The organism is Chitinophaga ginsengisegetis, assembly GCF_900168065.1.
Lineage (GTDB): Bacteria > Bacteroidota > Bacteroidia > Chitinophagales > Chitinophagaceae > Chitinophaga > Chitinophaga ginsengisegetis.
Genome location: NZ_FUZZ01000001.1, coordinates 1,573,789 through 1,593,256, shown reverse-complemented (window position 1 = coordinate 1,593,256; position 19,468 = coordinate 1,573,789). Strand labels below are relative to the sequence as shown.

The window sequence follows — 19,468 nt, the reverse complement described above, 5'->3', positions numbered from 1 at the left end:
ATCGTTCCTAATAAATTTAACTATAAATTAACTTTCAATGACATATTGATGATTCTTCCATCAACAGGCCCCCATAATTGTGCAAATTCCGGGTGTGTAATAGTACCGGTATAAAGGGGTGTATGCTTGCCCTGTCTTGCATCAAAAAGGTTCTCCCCGTTGAGTACCAGGGTAACATGCTCTCCAAATTGCCGGGATATCATGGCTGCCCAGAACCAGTAGTTGGGCGTTTGTTGATTGTTATCGTCGTACTGATGGCCTACGCGGCTGTTTTCAATGCCAAAGCGCCACTTGCCTTCAATACTGTACGCCAGCGTGCCGGCAAACTTATCCTGTGGTGCAAATGCTATGTTGGTACGGGCGGGATCATTGTACCGGGACACGGTATGATTATATCCCAGGTACAGTTCCAGGTGATCCAGTTCAAAACGGAGGTAGGTATCTGTACCGAGACTGTTTACGGCATAAGGCATATTCTGCAGCAGGTACATCCCCTGGTTACCGGGTTGCCGCACCGGCAGGATGGGATCTTTGATATGGGTGTAGTAGAACGCCTGGTTCAGGGTCATGTCTATCTTACCAAAAATGGTGTGGTAGTTCCCGTCAAAGTTAATCCCCTGGCTTCTTTCGGATTTTATACCTGCGCTGAGCGGCAGCAGGTACCGGTAGCCGATGGTTTGGGTTTGGGTGGTGAAAACAGCGGGCGATTTATAACCGGTACCCGCGCTCAGGCGGATGGACAGGTCACTCACCGGTTTGTACACAAATGCCAGTCGTGGTAAAATGTACCAGCCGAACTTATTGTGATGATCTGCACGCAGTCCGGCTTCTGCCATCAGCTGATCCGTGATCCGGAGGCCATCCTGTACAAAAGCGCCCACCGTGTTGTACTGGTAGTTGCCCAGCAACGTGCTGTCGCCTTTGGCGCGGTGATATATTTCGCCGGTGTTGTTGATGCCGGCTACCCAGTCGTGGCGGCCGGCAGTTTTATGATAGGCAGCCTCCGCGTAGGTACTGGTTTGATTTCCCAGCAGTGCAAATGTTTCCACGTTATTTTCCAGGTGAAAGAAGCTCCCGGCTCCTTTCACAGACAATGTGCCGCCGGCCAGGTTTTTCCGGGTAAACTGCAGCTCTGCGCTGTGTCTTTCGCTGTTATTGACTTCTGTATACTGATGGATGCCGCCGGCAGCATGATCCAGCACCTGCATATCGCCGCCTTCGCGCTTTTCGATGGTGCCGGTATAACCCGCCACGAAAGTGGTTTGGGGATTGATGTACCAGAAGAAGCGGGGGTGGAGCAGGTATTGGCGCAGGCGTGGTACATCGCTGAAGCCATCTTTATTTACGTCGGTGGCGTTTTGAGTAGTAACGCCGGCAAAAAGAGTCATGCCGGTTTTGCCGTATTTTTCTGCGTAGTACGCGTTCACATTGGTTTCTTTCAGCGTACTACGATTAACCAGCACCGTTAGTTCGGGTTTGCTGCCGGGCGTTTTGGCGATGAAGTTGATAATACCGGCAATAGCGCCACCGCCAAAGAGTGTGGAAACAGATCCTTTTATAATTTCCACCTGTTTAAGATCCAGCGGCGGAATGGACAGTACGCCGAAATTGCCGCTCAGCCCTTCGTAAACAGGCACGCCATCACGAAGCAGCTGGGTGTATTTACCATCCAGCCCCTGCATGCGGATGGCGTTGTTACCGCTCACCGCGGAGGTGTTTTGAATATGGATTACCGACAGGTCGCCGAGGATACTGGTCACGTTACCGGGTTTTATGCCGCTTTCTTCCATCATATCTTCTTTTCCCAGTACTTCTACTTTCATGGGGAGGTCTTCGATACGGCGGTTATTCCGGGTGGAAGAAATTACTACTTCTTCCAGGTCCGATACTTTGCTGATGGTGGTATCTTTAAGCGGTTGCTGTGTAGTGTCTTTAACGGGAACGGGCACACGATTTTGTGCGGTTACAATTTCCACCGTGCTCAATAAAATGACAGCCAGTACTATGTGTTTCATATGCTCCTTTATATGGCAAAGAAAAACACTGAATCTGGAGCAAATCTGAACGGTAGGCTATAGGGTTATCTTGAAGGTATGCTGGCCGTTTGTATAATAATAGGTAAGATGAAAATGATAGGAGTCTGCCATTTTTTTAACGATGGCCAGTCCCAGGCCATTGGAATTGGTGTAGCCGTTGTTGTGTTTTTTAAAGCGCTGAAACAACACATTGGCGGGTATTTCGGGTAGATGGCTGGTATTGGAAATGGTAAAAGTGTCGGATGTTAACCGGATGGAGATATTACCTTGTGGATAATTGTATTTAATAGCATTCCCGAGCAGGTTGCTGACCAGTATATCGGTGAGTGCCGGATGCAGCGGCCACGGCGCGGTGGCGGTTATTTCTTTATGAATATGCAGCTCTTTTTCTTTGATAAGCTCCTCAAAAAGCAGCAGGTATTTTTCAACAACGGTGCAAAGGTCCGGCTGTTCCGTTACCGGGTACTGCTGGTTTTCTATTTTAGCCAGCAGTAACAGGTTGTGATTGAGGCGCGACAGGCGTTGCAGCTCATCATAACCGGCGAGGATGCTGTTCTGTTGTGTTTCCGAGAGGGTGTCGTCCTGCAGCAATAATTCCAGTTTGCTCTGGGCAATAGCGAGGGGTGTTTGCATTTCATGGGCTGCATCTTCCGTTAATTCTTTCATACTGGTATAATCCCCGTGAATGCGGGTAGTCATGGCGCTGAGGGCGGTATTCAACCTGTTAAATTCAAGCGTGGCGGTATGTTCAAAAACGATGCTTTCCAGTTTGTTCAGTTGCAGCTGTTGTATTTTGTCGAGCGACCGGTAAAATGGTTTCCATACACTTTTGCTGATCAGCCAGTTGGAAAGCAATACAAACAGGAGCAGGCCGCCAAAGGCCACCAGCATTACATGGATAATGTTATTTACCAGGTCATCTTTTTCTATCAGCGATTTACGGAGTACCAGTTCATAATTTTTATTATTCACACGGATTACCTGGGTTAGTTGCCGGAAGGGGGCATAGGTGTTTTCCGGTTCCTGGTAAATGTTTACGCCTTTCAGGTTATGTTTTGATTGCACCGGATTTGTAGTGGGATGCAGGTTAAATTCCGGCGTTTTAATACTGAAAACAGGGTTGTTCACACTGGCGGTATCGAGGTACCGCATCCACTGGAGCTTGTCATTCACCAGTTCTTCATCTGTTTCATATTTTATCTCCGTATTGAATTTTGCGTACAGGTAAAAAGCGCCTGCTGTAAAAACAGGTAGCATGATCAATAAAAAGTACAGGGTTGTTTTTGTCAGCAGTTTCATGTGCGCGCTGTTTTTTAGTAGATGTTATCCGAAACGGTAACCGGTTCCGTATACTGTTTTGATATAATCTTCGCCACCGGCTTCCAGCATTTTTTTCCGGAGATTTTTAATGTGGGTATAAATAAAATCATAGGAGCCGGCCTGGTCGTATTCATCGCCCCAGAGGTGGCCTGCCAGTGCGGATTTGGTGACTACCCGGTGTTGGTTGGCAATGAAATACAGCAGCAGCTGGTATTCTTTCCCGGTGAGGGTAATCGGTTTATTATGTACCAGCACCGTTTTGGAGGCGGGTTTTATTGTGATTTCGCTGAAGTTGACAGTAGTATTACCATCAAAGTTTTTCCGGCGTAAAATGGCATTTATCCGGGCATTGAGTTCTGAAAGGTGAAATGGTTTGGTGAGATAATCATCTGCACCGAGTTCTAGGCCGCTCAATTTGTCTTCCAGTGAGTCTTTGGCAGAAATGATAATGATACCGGCCCTGGATTCCAGCAGTTTCAGCTCTTTTACAACATCGAGGCCATTGCCTTTTGGCAGGCCGATGTCTGCCACTATGCAGTCGTAGTCAAATTCATTGACCTTGTCAATGGCCTGTGGAAAATCTGCAGCCAGTTCACAAATATAGCCCTGGTGTTCCAGGTATTCCTGTATGCTTGCCCGGAGAGCTGGTTCATCTTCTATAATCAGCACTTTCATGGGCTAAAAGTAGGGATAATTCCTAAAGGAATTCTGTAGCAGTGGTTTGAGATGGTATGCCTGTTGGAAACGTTGCAGTGGTGGGTTTTGACTGCCTTTATGGTTAGGTATCCATATTATGAAAACCGGAAATATCAGGGGCTGGGGAGAAAAATCCCCGTCCTTATTTTTCATCATTTTTTGGCCGGAATGAAAACTATGTACTCCTGTATCTCGTAGATACAATACCGATATCAAACCATTCATTCAGGCATTCTTATGAGTACTTATTTTAAAATGATGGCAGATAGGCTATTACTGAAAAAGTTACCGGAAGCAGCCATCACACAGCGAAAGGCATCAGATGATGATACGAGGGAATTGTGCGCATTGATGGATAATATCCCTAATGCCAAATCAGTTGCGGCCATGTATCAACAGCTGATAAGAACGGGCAGGCTCACAGAACGTTATACAGGTGGTGATCCTGGCAGAAGGTGGCTCGAAGTGGAGCAGATAGTGCTGGACCGGAACGAGAGAAAGAAAGGAAACAAGCGCAGAATTATATGGATGGTGGTGGTTTTCATCACCGTGGGAATTGCTTCCTATTTCGGAGGCGTTTATCTCATGACCAAAGGAAAACACCTGGCCATGCAGGTAGTAAAATAAGCGTACTTTGTACACCTTTAAAATAATACGTCCAGGTAACGGTCCGTTGCCTGGACGTATTATTTTAACTATTTCTGATGTTATTTTCTTTCGGGCATCTTTACCGTCAGTGGTTTTTCATTACGCAACATTCTGGCGGCTTCCCCGGTAAGCCAGAGATAATGATCTGAGGGCTTCCCATCTAAATTAATAAACGGTGTGGTGGCGCTCACTGGTGGCTGGTCGCTTCCCTTAAAAATAGCCGTGGCTTCATTTACTTCATCAAACATGGCTACATACAGCATAGTGGCGCCGGCGGTGAGTGCGGTGGAAATCTGCTGCCAGTAAAACCGTCCACCCTGGCGGGGAATGGAGCCCACTGGTTTTACGTCGTCCGGGAATTCATAGCGACTGAGGTTATGCCAGCTGAAGCCGGGATAGATGCAGGGCACATATTCCAGGTGATTGGCGCGGCACCAGGCCAGGTCGTCGATAAGGTTATCGCGGTAGCGGTCCATATCGTTGTGCAGCAGCGGGGAATACCGTTGTACGGTCCAGGGCAGCACAATGTCCGCCTGTTTAATGATGGTATGCAGGTAAGGATCGGGCAGGCAGTCGGCGTTCAAGGAGCGCCAGGCCGTGGGTACGCCCAGCATCACGGCGCAGCCGCCATAAACAGGATCATTTTTGAGAAAATCGATGAGCCTTTCGAGCCCAATATTCCGGAGGTTATAGGGGCGATCAGGAAAACCGATCCCCCAGATAGCCACTACGGGTTTGCCATTTTGCTGCAGGTAAGTTTTGGCGCCGGGCTGGTTGGTTACTTTCAGCTGATCTACCAGGTATTTCCAATCTTCAATAATAGCGGAACAATCTTCTCCCGAAGCGCTTAACCCGGAAAGGTCGTACATCACGGCAATAGCCCTTTTATATTTTGATGCCGCCGCAAACGCATTTTTCAGCACAACAGAGGAGGCGCTGTCGTGGCGTTTGGCATTATTAAAAAAACGTTGCATAAAAACGCCGTCCACTCCATACTGCTGCATCCATTTGAAGTGAATGTCCACGGTGCTTTTGTCGTACGAACTGAAGAAACGGGCGGGCTGTCCGTTGGCGAGCTTAAAAGGAGTGGCGTATGTTTTCTCATATTCACTCACATCGGGCCACATATCTATTCCACTGCGGGTTTCATCGCCATAGGAAAAACGCCGGGCGCCGGAGCCATCGCCTTCGGCCCGGAACCATCCCTGGTAGCCGGCCATCACCAAGCCATGATAAGTAGGGTACTGCGATTCCCTGCTGTGTTTCAATTGTGCCGCGGCGGATAAGCTCAGCAGGAGGAGGAAAGCTGTTAAAATACGCTTCATATGTATACTGTTTGTTATTAACGTGGAACTTGCTTTTAAAAAGAGGAGAACCCGGCTTGCCCGGATTCTCCAAAGGTTTTGCATTCACCTTAGTTGTGTATTCCGGTTTGTAGCCGGAATAAGGTGCAAGTAAAGCGGGGAGACCTAACAAAAGCGTTAACAAAGCATTAATTGGCCGTATTAATGGCATATTTCAGCAATTAATTTTCAGGAATGGGACGTGTTGTTACTCTTCATGCAGTAACTGCACGGCAGAATAATATTATCTTCCCGTATACAACCAAAATATTTATGCCCGAAAAAAGAAACAGGTTACTATCCATTTTAATGCTGCTACTCCCGGTTTTACTTAGCGCCACTCCGCAGGTATCCACCGCACAGGCTAAGCCGGTGATCATTGGCTATGTGGGCGGATTCAGGGGATTGGTGAATACAGACGGGATTGCACCGCGGAAGCTTACGCACATCAATTACGCTTTTGTAAATGTGCAGCACAACCGCGCAGTGCTGACCAACGAAAAAACAGATACGGTAAACCTGCGTCGCATCAATGAACTGAAAGCCATCAACCCGGAGCTGAAGATCCTGATTTCTATCGGCGGCTGGGCATGGAGTGAAAATTTCTCTGACGCCGTGTTAACGGATACTTCGCGCAAAGCTTTTGCGGTAAGTGCCGTGGATATTATCCGTAAATACAAACTGGATGGCGTGGATATCGACTGGGAATATCCCGGTCGTGCGGGGGAAGAAGGCAATATATACCGTCCGGAAGACAAACAAAACTTCACCCTTATGTTTGCCGCGCTGCGGAAGGAGCTGGATAAGTTGCAAAAGGAAACACATCAGAAAAAGCTGCTCACTACGGCAGTAGGTGGTTTTGCCGCTTTCCTGGAAACATCGGAAATGGGTAAGGCCGCCAGATACCTGGATTATATCAACCTGATGACCTATGATTTTTATTCAGATAAAAATGCCGGTCATCATACCAACCTCTTCACACCGGCCGATAACCCCGGCGCGCTGTCGGGCGATAAAGCGGTGAAAGCCTATGTGGCCGCCGGCGTACCTGTGCAAAAGCTGGTAATGGGCATTGCTTTTTATGGTCGTCGCTTCCAACTGGCCGACAGCACCGGCACCGGGCTGGGAGGGAAGATCGTATCACAGTCTTTCGGTAAAGGCTATACGTTTACAAAGGATAGCCTTGTTAATAAAAACGGCTTTCATGCCTACCGCGATGAAAGCGCCAAAGCGCCCTACCTGTTCAACCCCGCCACACGTGAATTCATCACCTACGATGATGAATGGTCCGTACAAAATAAATGCAACTATGTGACCGCGAATAAAATGGGTGGCGTCATGTTCTGGGAATATTCTTCCGACGAAAAAGAATACCTGCTGGATGAGATCAACGCTACTTTATATCCTAACCGCAGCAAGCCTTTGTTTTCAGCGCTGGTGCTGTATGAAGGTGGCGGCCACCACGTGGCTTTTTCAAAAGCGGCTAAAGCGTGGCTGGATAGTGTTGCTGCAAAGAAATATTTTGCAGTTACCTATATCAATAATACGGATGCGATTAACGATGACTATTTAAAGCAATACCAGCTTTTTATCCAGCTCGACTATCCTCCTTATGGCTGGAAACCTGCAGCAGCGGCGGCGTTTGAGCGATATATCAATGAAGGCCGTGGTGGCTGGATCGGGTTTCACCATGCCACCCTGCTCGGTGAATTCGATGGATTCCCCATGTGGAACTGGTTTTCCATCTTTATGGGTGGCATCCGTTTCACCAACTATATCCCAGATTTTGCCGATGGAAAGGTAACGGTGGAAGATAAAAACCACCCGGTGATGAAGGGCATTACATCTCCCTTTACTATTAACAAAGAAGAATGGTATACCTACGATAAAAGCCCACGCCCGCAAGTGCATGTGCTGGCCAGCGTGGATGAAAGTTCCTATGTGCCCGCTTCCAACAGGAAGATGGGGGATCACCCCGTGGTATGGACCAACGAACATTATAAAGCGAGGAACGTCTATATTTTCATGGGGCACTGCCCTGCGTTGCTGAATAACCCGGCATATACGCAACTGTTTCAGAACGCTGTTTTCTGGGCAGCCGGTAAATGAATGTGGAAGTTTTTAGTAACTTTAAATACCGCCAAACACCCGCCCGGAAAAAGAACCTGTTGACCTACGGCAATATGGACCAATATACTGTACGCAAGCAAGGAAAAATAAACCATCTAAAATGGAAAAGAAATTTCTTATCAGCAGTATGCTGTATTGTTTCCTCCTGCTGCCGTTGCTTTCAAAGGCGCAGCAATTGCCCATTGGTGCGGCTGCACCGGATTTTACCCTGCCGGCTACCGACGGGAAAAATTATTCTCTGTCCTCTTTTTCCGACGCAAAGGTACTGGCGGTGGTTTTTACCTGTAATCATTGTCCTACTGCGCAGGCGTATGAAGACAGGATAAAGCAGCTCACTTCCGATTATGCCGGCAAAGGAGTAAAGCTGGTGGCGATTATGCCCAACAACGCCGAGGGGTTGCGTTATGATGAGCTGGGATATACCGACCTGGGCGATTCTTTCGACGATATGAAACAGCGCGCAAAAGATAAACAGTTCAACTTCCCTTATTTGTACGACGGCGACAGTGAAATAGTTTCACGGGCATATGGGCCTGTTGCCACACCGCATATTTTTATTTTTGATAAAGACAGGAAGCTGCGTTACCAGGGAAGGATTGATGACATGGAAAATCCTGCAAAGAAGCCCGGGTCAAAGGATGCGCAGAATGCCATTGAAGCATTGTTGCACCAGCGGGAAGTGCCGGTGGCCACTACGAAAGTATTTGGTTGTTCAGTGAAATGGAAAGATAAAAGCGGCAGCGTGGAAAAAGCAACACAGGCATGGGCAAAGGAGCCGGTAACGCTGGACACGGTGTTGGTAGGCGGCATTAAGGAGTTGTTGAAAAACACTTCCGCCAATCTGCGGTTGATTAATATCTGGGCTACCTGGTGTGTGCCTTGCGTGGCAGAGTTCCCGGAGTTTATTATACTGGCTAAAACATTCAGTGAGCGTGATTTTGAGTTTGTAAGTGTTAGTGCAGATGAACCGGAGAAGAAAGATAAAGTATTACAGTTTTTACAGAAGAAGCATTCGTCCGGGAAGAATTATCTTTTCACCGGGAAAGACAAGTATGAGTTGATTGAAGCCGTGGATCCTAAATGGCAGGGCGCATTGCCGTATACTATTTTAGTGGAGCCGGGTGGAAAAATCGTATATGCGCAACAGGGAGAAATAGACCCGGTGGCGCTCCGGAAATTAATTTTTCATAACCGCATGATCGGTCCCATGTATAAATAGATTGATGTCCGGCCACTTTGTGGTGGGATCATTTACTGCTTTCCACAGCAACCCATCCAGGTCGTTGAAGAAGCTGCTGTCGGTGCGGGTGTTACACAACATTACCCAGTTGAATCCTTTATGGGCGCGTATTATTTCGCTGGCCGTGCCGGGCAGGGAACCGGAGTGCCACCAGTTGTGATAGGGATTCACCGCCCATCCCAGGGCATAACCCGGATTCGCTTCCGAGCCGGTAGTCATAGCCGTGACAGATTTTGCATTCAGTATATCAGGGGGTAACGGGAACCCATCTACGTAAACCAGCAGGCGGGCGAGGTCGGTGGCGCTGGCTATCCATCCTCCATGTGCATCCATGCGGGTAATGTTATAGATATAAGGTTGTTCGCCATGTTGGCCATAGTACACTACTTCATGTGGTTTTTGTTGGGCCAGGGTGTTGCCGCCTATCTGCATATCAGTGATGCCACAGGGGAGCAGCACTGCTTTTTTTACATAATCTTCATACGGCATACCGGATACTTTTTCAATTACGCGTCCGAGAATACAATATCCAAAATTAGAATAGGCGTAAACTGTTCCGGGAATATTATCCAATGGCTGATGATCGATTGTCCATGAAATCAGTTGGCCGGCGTTCATATGCGGATGGCTGAACATAGGATCGGCGCCGTTGTTGGTCCAGCCACCGGAGGTATGTTCAAGCAGTTGCCGGATGGTGATCTTTTTCAGATCTTCCCGGTAGGGTGGTGTGCCATAAAGGGTACCCAATATAGCGTTGGGGCCAAATACCCGGTCGTTCAGCGATAACTTTTTTGCTTCCACTAATTTTAATATAGCCGTGGCCGTTATACACTTGGATACGCTGGCAATGCGGAACAGATGCTGGGTATTTACGGGAATATGTTGGCTGGTATCTGCATAGCCATAGTTGCCGGTATATACAAGTTTACCTTTGTACGTTACTGCGATGGCCATTCCCGGTACGTGGTAGCGATCCATGAAAGCATGTACGGTGCTGTCTATCTGCGGCAGGGATTGTGCGGTAGTGATGTTAACTGCCAGCAGGCATAAGAGCAGTAAACGGGTATATCTCATAAAATTAAGGTACAAAAATATTTCCTTCCAGGTAGGTCTTACAGGTACCGCCTATCAGTACGCGGTCGCCGGCGTCCACGCAGTAGAGCTTTCCTGTTCTGGGAGATACCTGCAGGGCGATCATTTCTTTCTTATCCAGTTGCTGGCTCCAGAAGGGGATAAGTGAGCAATGTGCAGAGCCGGTAACAGGATCTTCGAAGATGCTGGCCTGTGGAGTGAAGAAGCGTGATACAAAATCTACGTGCTTTCCTTTGGCGGTAACAATAATGCCGCCGGGGTCCAGGTTGATCTGGTCAAGGATCGCTTTATCCGGTTGCAGGTTGCGTACTATTTCTTCATCATGATACACGAGGATATAATCCCTTGCTTTCAGTACTTCCATCGGGTATACGCCTATTCCCTTGAGTATTTCTGTTGGAAGGGAAGCGGGTACTGCTGGTCGTGATGGAAAGTTAAGCGTGAGCAGGTCATTGTTTTTAGAAACGGTAAGCGCTCCGCTTTGCGTGTGAAAAGTGATCTGGTGCATATCCCATCCGAGATGATTGAACAGCACGTGTGCGCTGGCCAGTGTGGCATGTCCGCAGAGGTCCATTTCTATTTCGGGCGTAAACCACCGGAGTTCATAGTGTCCTTGGTGACCGGAGGGAATAAAGAAGGCAGTTTCGGGCAGGAAATTTTCCGCGGCAATTTTCCGGAGAATATCTGTTGGCAGCCATGCTTCCAGGAGGCATACTGCTGCAGGGTTTCCGCCGAACAGCTCATGTGTGAAAGCATCTACCTGGTAAATGGGTATATGTGGCATGAGGATTAGTTTTGGTGCTGTACCGTAAAGATATTGCTTTTTTGAGCGTGTACCTTCCGGGGAAGGGTGCATGCCCAGAAAAGCAGTCCTGCGGCGCTGATGACGGCGCCGAGTATGCATACGGCGGTCCATCCGGCGAGGGCATATACCGTGGTGGCGGCAATGCTCCCTAATCCGCTGCCGATGGAATAAAAAAGCATGTACCCGGCCACCATGCGGTTGCGTGATTCGGGTCTGATGGTATACAGCATGCTCTGGTTGGTAACATGCACCGCCTGGATGGCCAGGTCCAGCAGGATGATACCGGCAATAAGCGCCGTTAGTGAATGCGTGGCAAAGCCCAGTGGCAGCCATGAAATGAGTAGTAACAAGAGCGCAATACCGGTGGTGCGCTGGCCGTGGCCGCGGTCTGCCAGCTTCCCGGCACGGGCGGCGCCTAAGGCTCCTGCCACCCCGATTAAACCAAACATGCCAATTACAGATGCCGGAAAGGAATACGGCGGCGCGCTAAGCGGCAGCACCAGCGACGACCACAACACGCTGAAGGCCGCGAAAATGAAGAAGGCAATGATCGCGCGTACCCTTAGCACAGGTTCCTGCAGGAATAACCGGAATACGGACAACAACAACTGCGGGTAAGTGGTAATGGTTTTCTGCGGATCATGAACGGGCAACACCCGGTAGAGGATACCGGCAGTGAGCAGCATCAATGCAGCAGAGAAAAAATATACCGCCCGCCACCCGGCTATATCTGCCAGGGTGCCGGATACGGTGCGTGCCAGCAGGATGCCCAGCACTACGCCGCTGGTTACCAGGCCCACAATGCGCCCCCGTTCTGCCGGGGCGGCCAGTGTAGCGGCATAGGCCACCAGTGTTTGCGTAACTACCGCCAGTAATCCAACCGTCGCAATGCCGGCCAGGAAAGGCAGTTTGGCCGGCGACCATGCTACTGTGAGCAGTGCCGCTACCGCCAGTAACAGCTGCGTTACAATCAGCTTGCGGCGGTTGAATAAATCGCCCAGCGGCAGCAATAACAGGAGGCCGAGTGCATACCCTGTTTGCGTAATGGTAACAATGATCCCCAATGAGCGGGACGGAATATGAAGATCGCTTCCCATTGTGTTCAGCAACGGCTGCGCATAATAAACATTGGCTACTGCAAGGCCGCACGCAATTGCAAAAAGCAGTGCGGTGGACCTGGTGAATTTTTCCATGAGTGAAGTAAATGTTTTGTACTATATGGTACAAAATAGATGATAAAAAAAGGAACTACGAAGTCCCTTGATTAACCGAGAATTTTTAATTGTGTTTCTATCAGTTCGGAGAGGGCTTCATTATCCTGGTAAATGCGCCGGGTAATACCAAGACCGTTCCAGTTATTGAGCAGCAGGCGCGCCAGCAGTGCCGGTTCCAGTTTGGAATGCAGCGTGCCCTTTTGTTTCCCACGCAGTAATGCATCCAGGAATAACCCTTCCAGCCCCTGCAGGTGAGTGGCAGCTCTTTTCATCATCGGGTTTTCGACATTGGAAAGCTCTGCTACTGCGTTGCCAAAGATGCAGCCTTTCTGGTGCCTGGTTTTGGTGCTGTGCGCTATCCTGCGGAAAAATTCCCGGATGTATTCCACCGGGTCTTCTGCAGCATCGAGTTCTCTTCTGAACTGTGCAATCGCCTGATCGCTGTGTTGCCCCAGCGCCTTTTCATACAGCTCTTTTTTACCACCTTTAAAAGCCAGGTAAAAGCTGCCCTTACCTATGCCCATGGCAGCGAGAAGGTCTTCCGTGGAAGTAGCCTCATATCCCTGCCGCCAGAAGACTTCAGCCGCTTTGCTGAGTACTTCCCCGTCGTCAAATATTTTCGGTCTGCCTGACATAACGCACTCTTTTGTCACCCAAAGATATATTCTTTACCAAATAGTACAAAATTTTTCCGGCACAAAAAAACCTGCGGTATACGCAGGTTAATCTTTTGTGTGGAAAATATGCTGACTAGTGATGCGGGGTTTGCGGATGAAGCAGTTGAAACAATTCTCTTTGCAGATCATCATTATGAAGATTGTTTAACTGCTCCGTTGAAATTTCGTAAAAGGCAGTTTTTTTGCCTAATACGCCTATCACAAACGTGTGTCCGGCCTGCACCGGTTCAGCGGTTTGGGGGTGTTTTTTTGATAGTGTTACCACTACATCTTTGAATTTTGACATGTAGTGAATATAACAAAAATTCCGGATTTTGGGTAAAATCACGGATCAGCTCATTCTCACCCCATGCAGTAATTTCTCCATCGCATTTTGTAAAGACCCTGCCCGTGTGACTTCTCCCGAATTCACAAAAAATATCTCATCGGCATTTTCAATCGTATTCAACCGGTGCGCAATGATCACCCGGGTGGTATTTTCCGGCAGTTTTTCCAGGATTTCTCCCAGCAATTGCTCGGTAACGGTATCAATATTGGCAGTAGCCTCATCGAGAATCAGCAGGTCAGGTTTACGCAGTACTGCCCGCATAAAAGCAATCAGCTGTTTTTGTCCGAGGCTCACGCCATCTCCGCCGGAAAGCACTTTTGTTTCCAGCCCGTTTTCAAAAATAGCCAGCAACTTTTCCAGGTTAGCTTCCTTGATCACTGCTGTCAGCTGTTCGTTGGAAAAATCTTTATACGCCGGGTTGCCGTACAGGATGTTTTCTTTTACGGTTCCGGTAAACAGGAAAGGTTCCTGCAAAATGAAACCTATCTTCCGGGAACGTTCATCGGCATCATAACTGCGGATATCCCTTCCATTCAGTAATACAATGCCCTGTGTAGGATCATACAAACGTGCCATCAGCGAAGCCGTGGTGGTTTTACCGCCACCGGTAGGACCCACCAGTGCATAGGTTTTTCCTTTTTCCAGCGACAGGCTGATGTTATGCAGTATTTCCCTTCCTTCCGGATATCCAAAATGCACATTCCGGAATTCCAGCAATGCCGGGGAAGGACCGTAAGCCGTGGTGGCGTTCAGTGTAATGAGATCCGTTTCCAGTCCGAGTATTTCAGAGATCCGGTCCCAGCCTGCCATCGCCACCTGGAAGTTGGCCCACAACGTAGCCAGTTGTCTTAGTGGATTATAGAAATAAGTAGCATACGCGAGATAACTAACGAGTAAGCCTATACTAAATTCGCCTTGTGTGATCAGGTAGATGCCACCGGTTAGTACCAGCAACTGTGCGATACTGGCGCACATGGCATAAAAAGGCAGGAACACGTTGTTGGCAAGCCCCGTACCAATGGCGCTTTCGTAGTTTTTTTCATTGGCATCCTGGAAGCGCTGCCGGAAATAATCGCGGCGGTTGAAGGCCACAATTACTTTGAAGTTGCTCAGGCTTTCCTGTATTTCCGCGCTCATGTTACCTACCGTTTTCAGGTTGGCAGCATTTTTTCTTTTTACCCAGGGAGATAATATCCTTGTAAAGATGAGTATCGCCAAAGCGGGTGCCAGTGCGGCAATCCCGATCTTGTAATTGATGATCAGCAGGAAAACACCGGCACCGATCATGGTGGAAATATTACCGACAAACTGCATCAGCGATTGTGAAAAAAACTGGTTGAGTTTATCCGTATCATTATTTACGCGGGAAATAAGGTCTCCTGCTTTATTCTGATTAAAGAAGGCCACCGGCAGCTGCTGTATCTTACTAAAAATAGCATTCCGGAGGGTAAACAATGTACGCTGACCAACACCACCCATCAGCTTTGTCTGGAAGTAACTGGTGAACAACGCTGTGAGATAAATGCCCAGCAGGATCCCGGAAAAGATCAGTACGCCGTGATATTGCTTATGCTGTACATAATGATCGATGGTATAACCTATTAAAAAGGGGCCGAGCAGGTTAAGTATAGAATTCAGCAGGATGGCTGTTAAAGCCACCGCCAGGTTTCTTCTTTCGTGGGAAATCAGCTTCAGCAAATTCCTGAATGCGGAGTAGTTGGATATCTTCTGCTCCTTCTCCGTAAACTTATTAAGATTGTAATTCATAGTTGCTGGTGCTTTGTTGGGAATTAAAGATCTGAACGTACTCGGGACAGGTATGCAGGAGTTCTTCGTGTCCGCCGGAAGCAATAATCTCGCCCTGCATGAGCAGGATGATCTGATCGTAATGCGCCACCGAAGCAATTTTCTGCGTTACAGACAGGAGTGTGATCCCGGGGTATTCCACCTGTACGTTTGCCAGGATTTTCTTTTCCGTATTGGTATCTACACGGGCTGTGAAATCATCCAGCAGCAGGATCTTCGGGTTAATAGCCAGCGCACGCGCCAGCATGATCCGTTGTTTTTGTCCGCCGGAAAGACTGGCCCCTCTTTCAGAAACGATGGTATCCAGTTTTTCGGGAAGCGCGTCGGTAAATTCCTTCAGCTCCGCGGTGTGCAACGCTTTTTCCATCGCCGCTTCGGTAACGGTTTCGTTGAACGCAATATTTTCGCGGACACTCATATTAAAAATGATGCTGTCCTGGAACACAAAGCCCACCTGGCTGTGAAAGGATTCACTGTTATAATCCACTACCGGGCGCCCGTCTACCAGCACTACGCCGGAAGTGGGTTTGATTAAGCCGGTGAGCAGGTAAAGCAGCTGCGTTTTACCGGCAGCAGTGGGTCCGATAATAGCTACTTTTGATCCTGCTTTTATGGAGAAGGAGATATCTTTCAGCACTGGTTTCTGACCGTAGTTTACGTTTACATGCTGAAACTCAATATCTCCCTTAACAGGAGTAGTAAGCGAACCAGCGGGCATAATGTCGGGCATATTGATCACGGCGCTGATTCGTTGATAGGAAGCAGTGGCCTGCGCAATAATATTGCTCATAAAACCGATCACCAGTATCGGGAAGATCAGTAACGCGAGGTAACTGCTGAAGGCAGCAAAATCGCCCAGGCTCATACTGTCGGTGATCACGAAATGACCGCCCAGCGCCAGGATGATGAGGTTGGCAATGCCGGCGGTAAATGTAATAACAGGGATCAGTCCTGCGAAAAGTTTCACAATGGATAACCCGAAATCCATCGCTTTACCATTGGCATCCAGAAATTTCTGATACTCCAGTTGCTGCGAATTGATTACCCGGATCAGTGCTGCACCCAGTATACTTTCGTTAATTACTTTATTCAGCCAGTCCATTACTTCCCGGCTTTTGATGAACAGTGATCTTACTTTACGCAATACCAGGAAAAAGGTGATCCCGATTACAGGTAACGTAGCAATCACTGCCAGTGCGAGTTTCCAGTTAATGGTAAGCAACAGGATGCTGGCGCCTATAATAATAAACAGGGAAGATACCAGCGAAACGATGGCTTGCGAAACAAACAGTTTGATGGAATCCACGTCGGCAATCAGGTTGGTGAGCAACCGGGAAGGATTGGCCTGTTCCACCCAGGCATAGCTCTGACCGGATATTTTATCCGATATTTTGGTGCGCAGGTTGCGCGCCACTTTTTCAGACACATATGTTTGTATGATGTTCTGCAGATAGGTAAACACCAGGATGATGATCACCGCCACTGTGAATTTTATCACCAGCGCATTCAGCTGGAAGGTGCCATGCTCATAGCTGTCGATACCGTTTCCGATAATTTTGGGCAACCAGAGGTTGAGGCCATTGCTCAGCAATGTAAACAGGATCAGCAGGCTAACCATACCCATATATGGTTGCAGGAGACTGAATATGCCGGCTTCTTTCTTTTTACTACCCTCTTCTTGTTTCATTTTTAACTGGATGTTTAGCAGGACGCGGCTTTTAAAGGTTTCCACATGAAGACGGATCCGCTCTGCAAATATTGTATAATATCGCAACAAGATATTGATTTTTTAGCGGTTCAGGGAATGGATTTCGATGCGATACCGGGAGTGGAAGGAGGGGAAGCGCCGGAGGAAAGGCCGGTGAAAAGAAGAACCAGCGCAGGTCCCTGCCCGTTGGGAGATGCGCTGGCCACTGACTTAAATACTAACAGCCGCCTTCTTTTTTTCGTAGATGGCGCTGGCTAGCCAATAAAATTCGTCTATAAACCTGGTGGCTGATTTGGCCGTGTGCTCGCTGGTAAGTTCCTGCGTATCACTGAATGCGCCGTATACTTCCGGTACCAGGAGTTTTACCGGCAGTGCATAAGCGCCAACGCTGAGGATTACCTGCTGCAGCTGTGTAGCTGCGTTGACGCCGCCCAGTTTTCCTGCACTCACCGTAACAATACCGATGGCTTTCCTGGAAAATTCGCTGTAAAAATAATCCAGGGCATTTTTCAGTACGCCGGAGAAGCTGCCGTGGTATTCAGGCGTAACAAATATCATGGCATCTGCAGCATGCAGGCGCTGGCTCAGTTCTTTTACCGCCTGTGGCAGTTGCGGGTGCATACCCACCCGTTCTTCCAGCATGGGAAGCGGGTTTTCGGCCAGGTCTATGAGATCAGTCTCCAGTCCTTTGCCCTGTAATTGTTTTTGCAGGTAATGGGCAATTTTGTGTGATTGCCTGCCCTGCCGGATACTTCCGATTAATATGGCTATTCTCATTGTTTTTTATTTTTTGTGAAGACATGCAGCTACCTGTACTGAAAGTGATGTTTCAGCAGGAACTGGTTATTCGCATTGTTTGGTTGCTACCAGCCGGAGGGCCCTGCCGGCGGTATATGGGAGCGCAGTTTGAAAATACGTATGCCTGCGCGTGGCATGCGTATGAGATCCGCCGGATAAGCGTGCCCGTGTTGCATATCCCGGCAAATCGTTTTCTTTATGGAACAAAGATAGTATCTTTGCTGAATAAACCAAATAAACACTTTGTTTATTATGAATAATAACTTTGCCGATAATGAGCGGGCTGTATGGATACTGAAAACACAGGGGCCGCAACCCTTGTGTAAGTTGGCAGAGGAGCTGAAAGTAACGATGGAAGGTGCGCGGTTTCAGTTGCTCAAACTGGCAAATGAAGGATTGGTGCAGGCTACTACCGAAGCCAAAGGCAGGGGCAGACCTAAACAAATCTGGGCACTCACGGAAGCGGGCAACGCGCGTTTCCCCGACCGGCACCAGGACCTGGCATTGCGTCTGCTGTGCAACATGAATAAAACACTCCCTACAGATACGATGAACGAAGTGCTGGACGCCACGGCTCAAAGCACCCTCGAAAAATACCAGGAAGAGCTGAAAGGCATCACCGGACTGGAAAACCGTGTGAGCACATTAGCGGATATCCGTAACCGTGAAGGATACATGGCGGAGTATATCAACGAAGGAAAGAGTTATCTTCTTATAGAAAATCATTGTCCCATACAGGCGGCGGCCAGCTGCTGCAGCCGCTTCTGCCGGTCGGAGCAGGAGATGTTTTCCGCTATACTGGGAAAGCAAGCGAAAGTGGAACGGGTGGAACATATACTGGATGGACAGCGGAGATGCGTATACAGGATCACGGGGAAATGACGCTATATTTTCCCCTCATCTATAAATAAATCAGCTTTTATCGGTATTTTTATACCGATAAATCATCGTTTATATTGTCAGGAGGGTGTTTCCAGGGATGATAGAGGAGTATTCAAACAAGGAGCATATTTTACTGCAAAAGTTCGCTGGTGGAGAACAATCCGCTTTCCAATTCATATTTAACCAGCATTACAAAGCATTATGTTATTTTGCCTTTACCATTGTCGCTGACGAACAGGAGGCGGAAGACCTCGTGCAGGAAACCTTTTCAAAGCTCTGGAATAAACGGGGCGACTTTAAATCCGCCACCAACATAAAAGCCTTTCTTTTTATTGCTACCAAAAATGCCTGCCTCAATTTTTTGAAAAGCAGGGAACGGCTCCATATCAAAGAAAAAGAATTCTCTTATTTACAGGAAGAACAGGTAACTACAGAAATAGCCGGCTTCGATCCGGTGCTTACGGAAACAGAAATTATTCAGCAGCTGTACCTGGAAATAGAGCATCTGCCCACCCAATGCCGGCGGATCTTTAAAATGAGCTATCTCGAAGGAAGAAAAAATGAAGAGATAGCCACCTCCCTGCAGATCTCCTACAATACCGTCAGGGCGCAGAAACTACGGGCGCTTAAACTTATCAGGAGCAGTCTCATTAAAAAGAACATCCTACCATTACTGGGTATCTATATTACCCTTCTCAAATATTATCATCATTATTACTGATCCCGTTAGCCGGTAATTTTTTTT

The 19,468-nt window shown here is 48.2% G+C and carries 18 protein-coding genes; 6 read left to right on the top strand and 12 right to left on the bottom strand.

The window, feature by feature from the left end:
• Positions 1–20: 20 nt before the first annotated feature.
• Genes B5Z18_RS06285 through B5Z18_RS06275 form a run of 3 tightly spaced genes read right to left on the bottom strand, consistent with a single transcriptional unit; the run spans position 21 to position 4,031 of the window.
• A complete protein-coding gene (locus B5Z18_RS06285) occupies positions 21–2,015 on the bottom strand; it encodes a TonB-dependent receptor plug domain-containing protein (RefSeq protein ID WP_079468523.1) in 1,995 nt (664 codons plus the stop codon).
• Positions 2,016–2,072: 57 nt separating this feature from the next.
• Positions 2,073–3,335 (bottom strand): sensor histidine kinase, encoded by a 1,263-nt coding sequence (locus B5Z18_RS06280; protein ID WP_079468522.1) that lies wholly within the window; start codon positions 3,333–3,335, stop codon positions 2,073–2,075.
• 24 nt (positions 3,336–3,359) lie between these two features.
• Entirely contained in the window at positions 3,360–4,031 is a 672-nt protein-coding gene (locus tag B5Z18_RS06275) for a response regulator transcription factor (RefSeq protein ID WP_079468521.1), read from the bottom strand.
• A gap of 279 nt (positions 4,032–4,310) precedes the next feature.
• On the opposite strand from B5Z18_RS06275, the gene B5Z18_RS06270 reads away from it, so the two are divergent.
• On the top strand, positions 4,311–4,679 hold the full coding sequence (locus tag B5Z18_RS06270) for a hypothetical protein (protein WP_143313507.1): 369 nt from the start codon (positions 4,311–4,313) through the stop codon (positions 4,677–4,679).
• An 80-nt stretch (positions 4,680–4,759) separates the two neighbouring features.
• Here the strand turns inward: B5Z18_RS06270 and B5Z18_RS06265 are convergent, their stop codons facing one another.
• Positions 4,760–6,025: a glycoside hydrolase family 99 protein gene (locus B5Z18_RS06265; protein WP_079468519.1), complete on the bottom strand. Its 1,266-nt coding sequence runs from the start codon at positions 6,023–6,025 to the stop codon at positions 4,760–4,762.
• A gap of 291 nt (positions 6,026–6,316) precedes the next feature.
• Here B5Z18_RS06265 and B5Z18_RS32670 point away from each other — a divergent pair, with 291 nt between their 5' ends.
• Both B5Z18_RS32670 and B5Z18_RS06255 read left to right on the top strand, forming a co-directional pair.
• Entirely contained in the window at positions 6,317–8,152 is a 1,836-nt protein-coding gene (locus B5Z18_RS32670) for a glycosyl hydrolase family 18 protein (protein WP_200817207.1), read from the top strand.
• Positions 8,153–8,273: 121 nt separating this feature from the next.
• Positions 8,274–9,392: a redoxin family protein gene (locus B5Z18_RS06255; protein WP_079468518.1), complete on the top strand. Its 1,119-nt coding sequence runs from the start codon at positions 8,274–8,276 to the stop codon at positions 9,390–9,392.
• Here the strand turns inward: B5Z18_RS06255 and B5Z18_RS06250 are convergent.
• From B5Z18_RS06250 to B5Z18_RS06220, 7 genes are all read right to left on the bottom strand, one after another.
• Complete coding sequence (locus B5Z18_RS06250) at positions 9,351–10,487, bottom strand: serine hydrolase domain-containing protein (RefSeq protein WP_079468517.1); 1,137 nt, start codon at positions 10,485–10,487, stop codon at positions 9,351–9,353. The genes B5Z18_RS06255 and B5Z18_RS06250 overlap by 42 nt on opposite strands.
• A 4-nt stretch (positions 10,488–10,491) precedes the next feature.
• Positions 10,492–11,289 (bottom strand): PhzF family phenazine biosynthesis protein, encoded by a 798-nt coding sequence (locus B5Z18_RS06245; protein ID WP_079468516.1) that lies wholly within the window; start codon positions 11,287–11,289, stop codon positions 10,492–10,494.
• A gap of 5 nt (positions 11,290–11,294) precedes the next feature.
• Complete coding sequence (locus B5Z18_RS06240; RefSeq protein WP_079468515.1) at positions 11,295–12,503, bottom strand: MFS transporter; 1,209 nt, start codon at positions 12,501–12,503, stop codon at positions 11,295–11,297.
• Between the two features lie 71 nt (positions 12,504–12,574).
• A complete protein-coding gene (locus B5Z18_RS06235; RefSeq protein ID WP_079468514.1) occupies positions 12,575–13,159 on the bottom strand; it encodes a TetR/AcrR family transcriptional regulator in 585 nt (194 codons plus the stop codon).
• 115 nt (positions 13,160–13,274) lie between these two features.
• Positions 13,275–13,487 (bottom strand): hypothetical protein, encoded by a 213-nt coding sequence (locus B5Z18_RS06230; protein ID WP_079468513.1) that lies wholly within the window; start codon positions 13,485–13,487, stop codon positions 13,275–13,277.
• A gap of 45 nt (positions 13,488–13,532) precedes the next feature.
• Positions 13,533–15,296 (bottom strand): ABC transporter ATP-binding protein, encoded by a 1,764-nt coding sequence (locus B5Z18_RS06225; protein WP_079468512.1) that lies wholly within the window; start codon positions 15,294–15,296, stop codon positions 13,533–13,535.
• Positions 15,280–17,022, bottom strand: coding sequence for an ABC transporter ATP-binding protein (locus B5Z18_RS06220; protein WP_079468511.1), 1,743 nt, complete (start codon positions 17,020–17,022; stop codon positions 15,280–15,282). The genes B5Z18_RS06225 and B5Z18_RS06220 overlap by 17 nt, the downstream gene beginning before the upstream one ends.
• Before the next feature lie 45 nt (positions 17,023–17,067).
• Here B5Z18_RS06220 and B5Z18_RS32240 point away from each other — a divergent pair, with 45 nt between their 5' ends.
• A complete protein-coding gene (locus B5Z18_RS32240) occupies positions 17,068–17,301 on the top strand; it encodes a hypothetical protein (protein ID WP_143313506.1) in 234 nt (77 codons plus the stop codon).
• Here B5Z18_RS32240 and B5Z18_RS06215 read toward each other — a convergent pair.
• Entirely contained in the window at positions 17,254–17,820 is a 567-nt protein-coding gene (locus B5Z18_RS06215) for an NADPH-dependent FMN reductase (protein WP_079468510.1), read from the bottom strand. The two genes, B5Z18_RS32240 and B5Z18_RS06215, sit on opposite strands and share 48 nt — an antisense overlap.
• A gap of 273 nt (positions 17,821–18,093) precedes the next feature.
• Between B5Z18_RS06215 and B5Z18_RS06205 the strand changes: the two genes are divergently transcribed.
• Entirely contained in the window at positions 18,094–18,723 is a 630-nt protein-coding gene (locus tag B5Z18_RS06205) for a helix-turn-helix transcriptional regulator (RefSeq protein WP_079468508.1), read from the top strand.
• Positions 18,724–18,808: 85 nt separating this feature from the next.
• Entirely contained in the window at positions 18,809–19,444 is a 636-nt protein-coding gene (locus tag B5Z18_RS06200; protein WP_133256273.1) for an RNA polymerase sigma factor, read from the top strand.
• Positions 19,445–19,468 lie beyond the last annotated feature (24 nt).

Excerpts from the sequence above, each read along its gene's own strand:
- B5Z18_RS06285 (WP_079468523.1), bottom strand. The coding sequence starts at position 2,015 with ATGAAACACATAGTACTGGCTGTCATTTTATTGAGCACGGTGGAAATT.
- B5Z18_RS06280 (WP_079468522.1), bottom strand. The coding sequence starts at position 3,335 with ATGAAACTGCTGACAAAAACAACCCTGTACTTTTTATTGATCATGCTA.
- B5Z18_RS06275 (WP_079468521.1), bottom strand. The coding sequence starts at position 4,031 with ATGAAAGTGCTGATTATAGAAGATGAACCAGCTCTCCGGGCAAGCATA.
- B5Z18_RS06270 (WP_143313507.1), top strand. The coding sequence starts at position 4,311 with ATGGCAGATAGGCTATTACTGAAAAAGTTACCGGAAGCAGCCATCACA.
- B5Z18_RS06265 (WP_079468519.1), bottom strand. The coding sequence starts at position 6,025 with ATGAAGCGTATTTTAACAGCTTTCCTCCTCCTGCTGAGCTTATCCGCC.
- B5Z18_RS32670 (WP_200817207.1), top strand. The coding sequence starts at position 6,317 with ATGCCCGAAAAAAGAAACAGGTTACTATCCATTTTAATGCTGCTACTC.
- B5Z18_RS06255 (WP_079468518.1), top strand. The coding sequence starts at position 8,274 with ATGGAAAAGAAATTTCTTATCAGCAGTATGCTGTATTGTTTCCTCCTG.
- B5Z18_RS06250 (WP_079468517.1), bottom strand. The coding sequence starts at position 10,487 with ATGAGATATACCCGTTTACTGCTCTTATGCCTGCTGGCAGTTAACATC.
- B5Z18_RS06245 (WP_079468516.1), bottom strand. The coding sequence starts at position 11,289 with ATGCCACATATACCCATTTACCAGGTAGATGCTTTCACACATGAGCTG.
- B5Z18_RS06240 (WP_079468515.1), bottom strand. The coding sequence starts at position 12,503 with ATGGAAAAATTCACCAGGTCCACCGCACTGCTTTTTGCAATTGCGTGC.
- B5Z18_RS06235 (WP_079468514.1), bottom strand. The coding sequence starts at position 13,159 with ATGTCAGGCAGACCGAAAATATTTGACGACGGGGAAGTACTCAGCAAA.
- B5Z18_RS06230 (WP_079468513.1), bottom strand. The coding sequence starts at position 13,487 with ATGTCAAAATTCAAAGATGTAGTGGTAACACTATCAAAAAAACACCCC.
- B5Z18_RS06225 (WP_079468512.1), bottom strand. The coding sequence starts at position 15,296 with ATGAATTACAATCTTAATAAGTTTACGGAGAAGGAGCAGAAGATATCC.
- B5Z18_RS06220 (WP_079468511.1), bottom strand. The coding sequence starts at position 17,022 with ATGAAACAAGAAGAGGGTAGTAAAAAGAAAGAAGCCGGCATATTCAGT.
- B5Z18_RS32240 (WP_143313506.1), top strand. The coding sequence starts at position 17,068 with ATGAAGACGGATCCGCTCTGCAAATATTGTATAATATCGCAACAAGAT.
- B5Z18_RS06215 (WP_079468510.1), bottom strand. The coding sequence starts at position 17,820 with ATGAGAATAGCCATATTAATCGGAAGTATCCGGCAGGGCAGGCAATCA.
- B5Z18_RS06205 (WP_079468508.1), top strand. The coding sequence starts at position 18,094 with ATGAATAATAACTTTGCCGATAATGAGCGGGCTGTATGGATACTGAAA.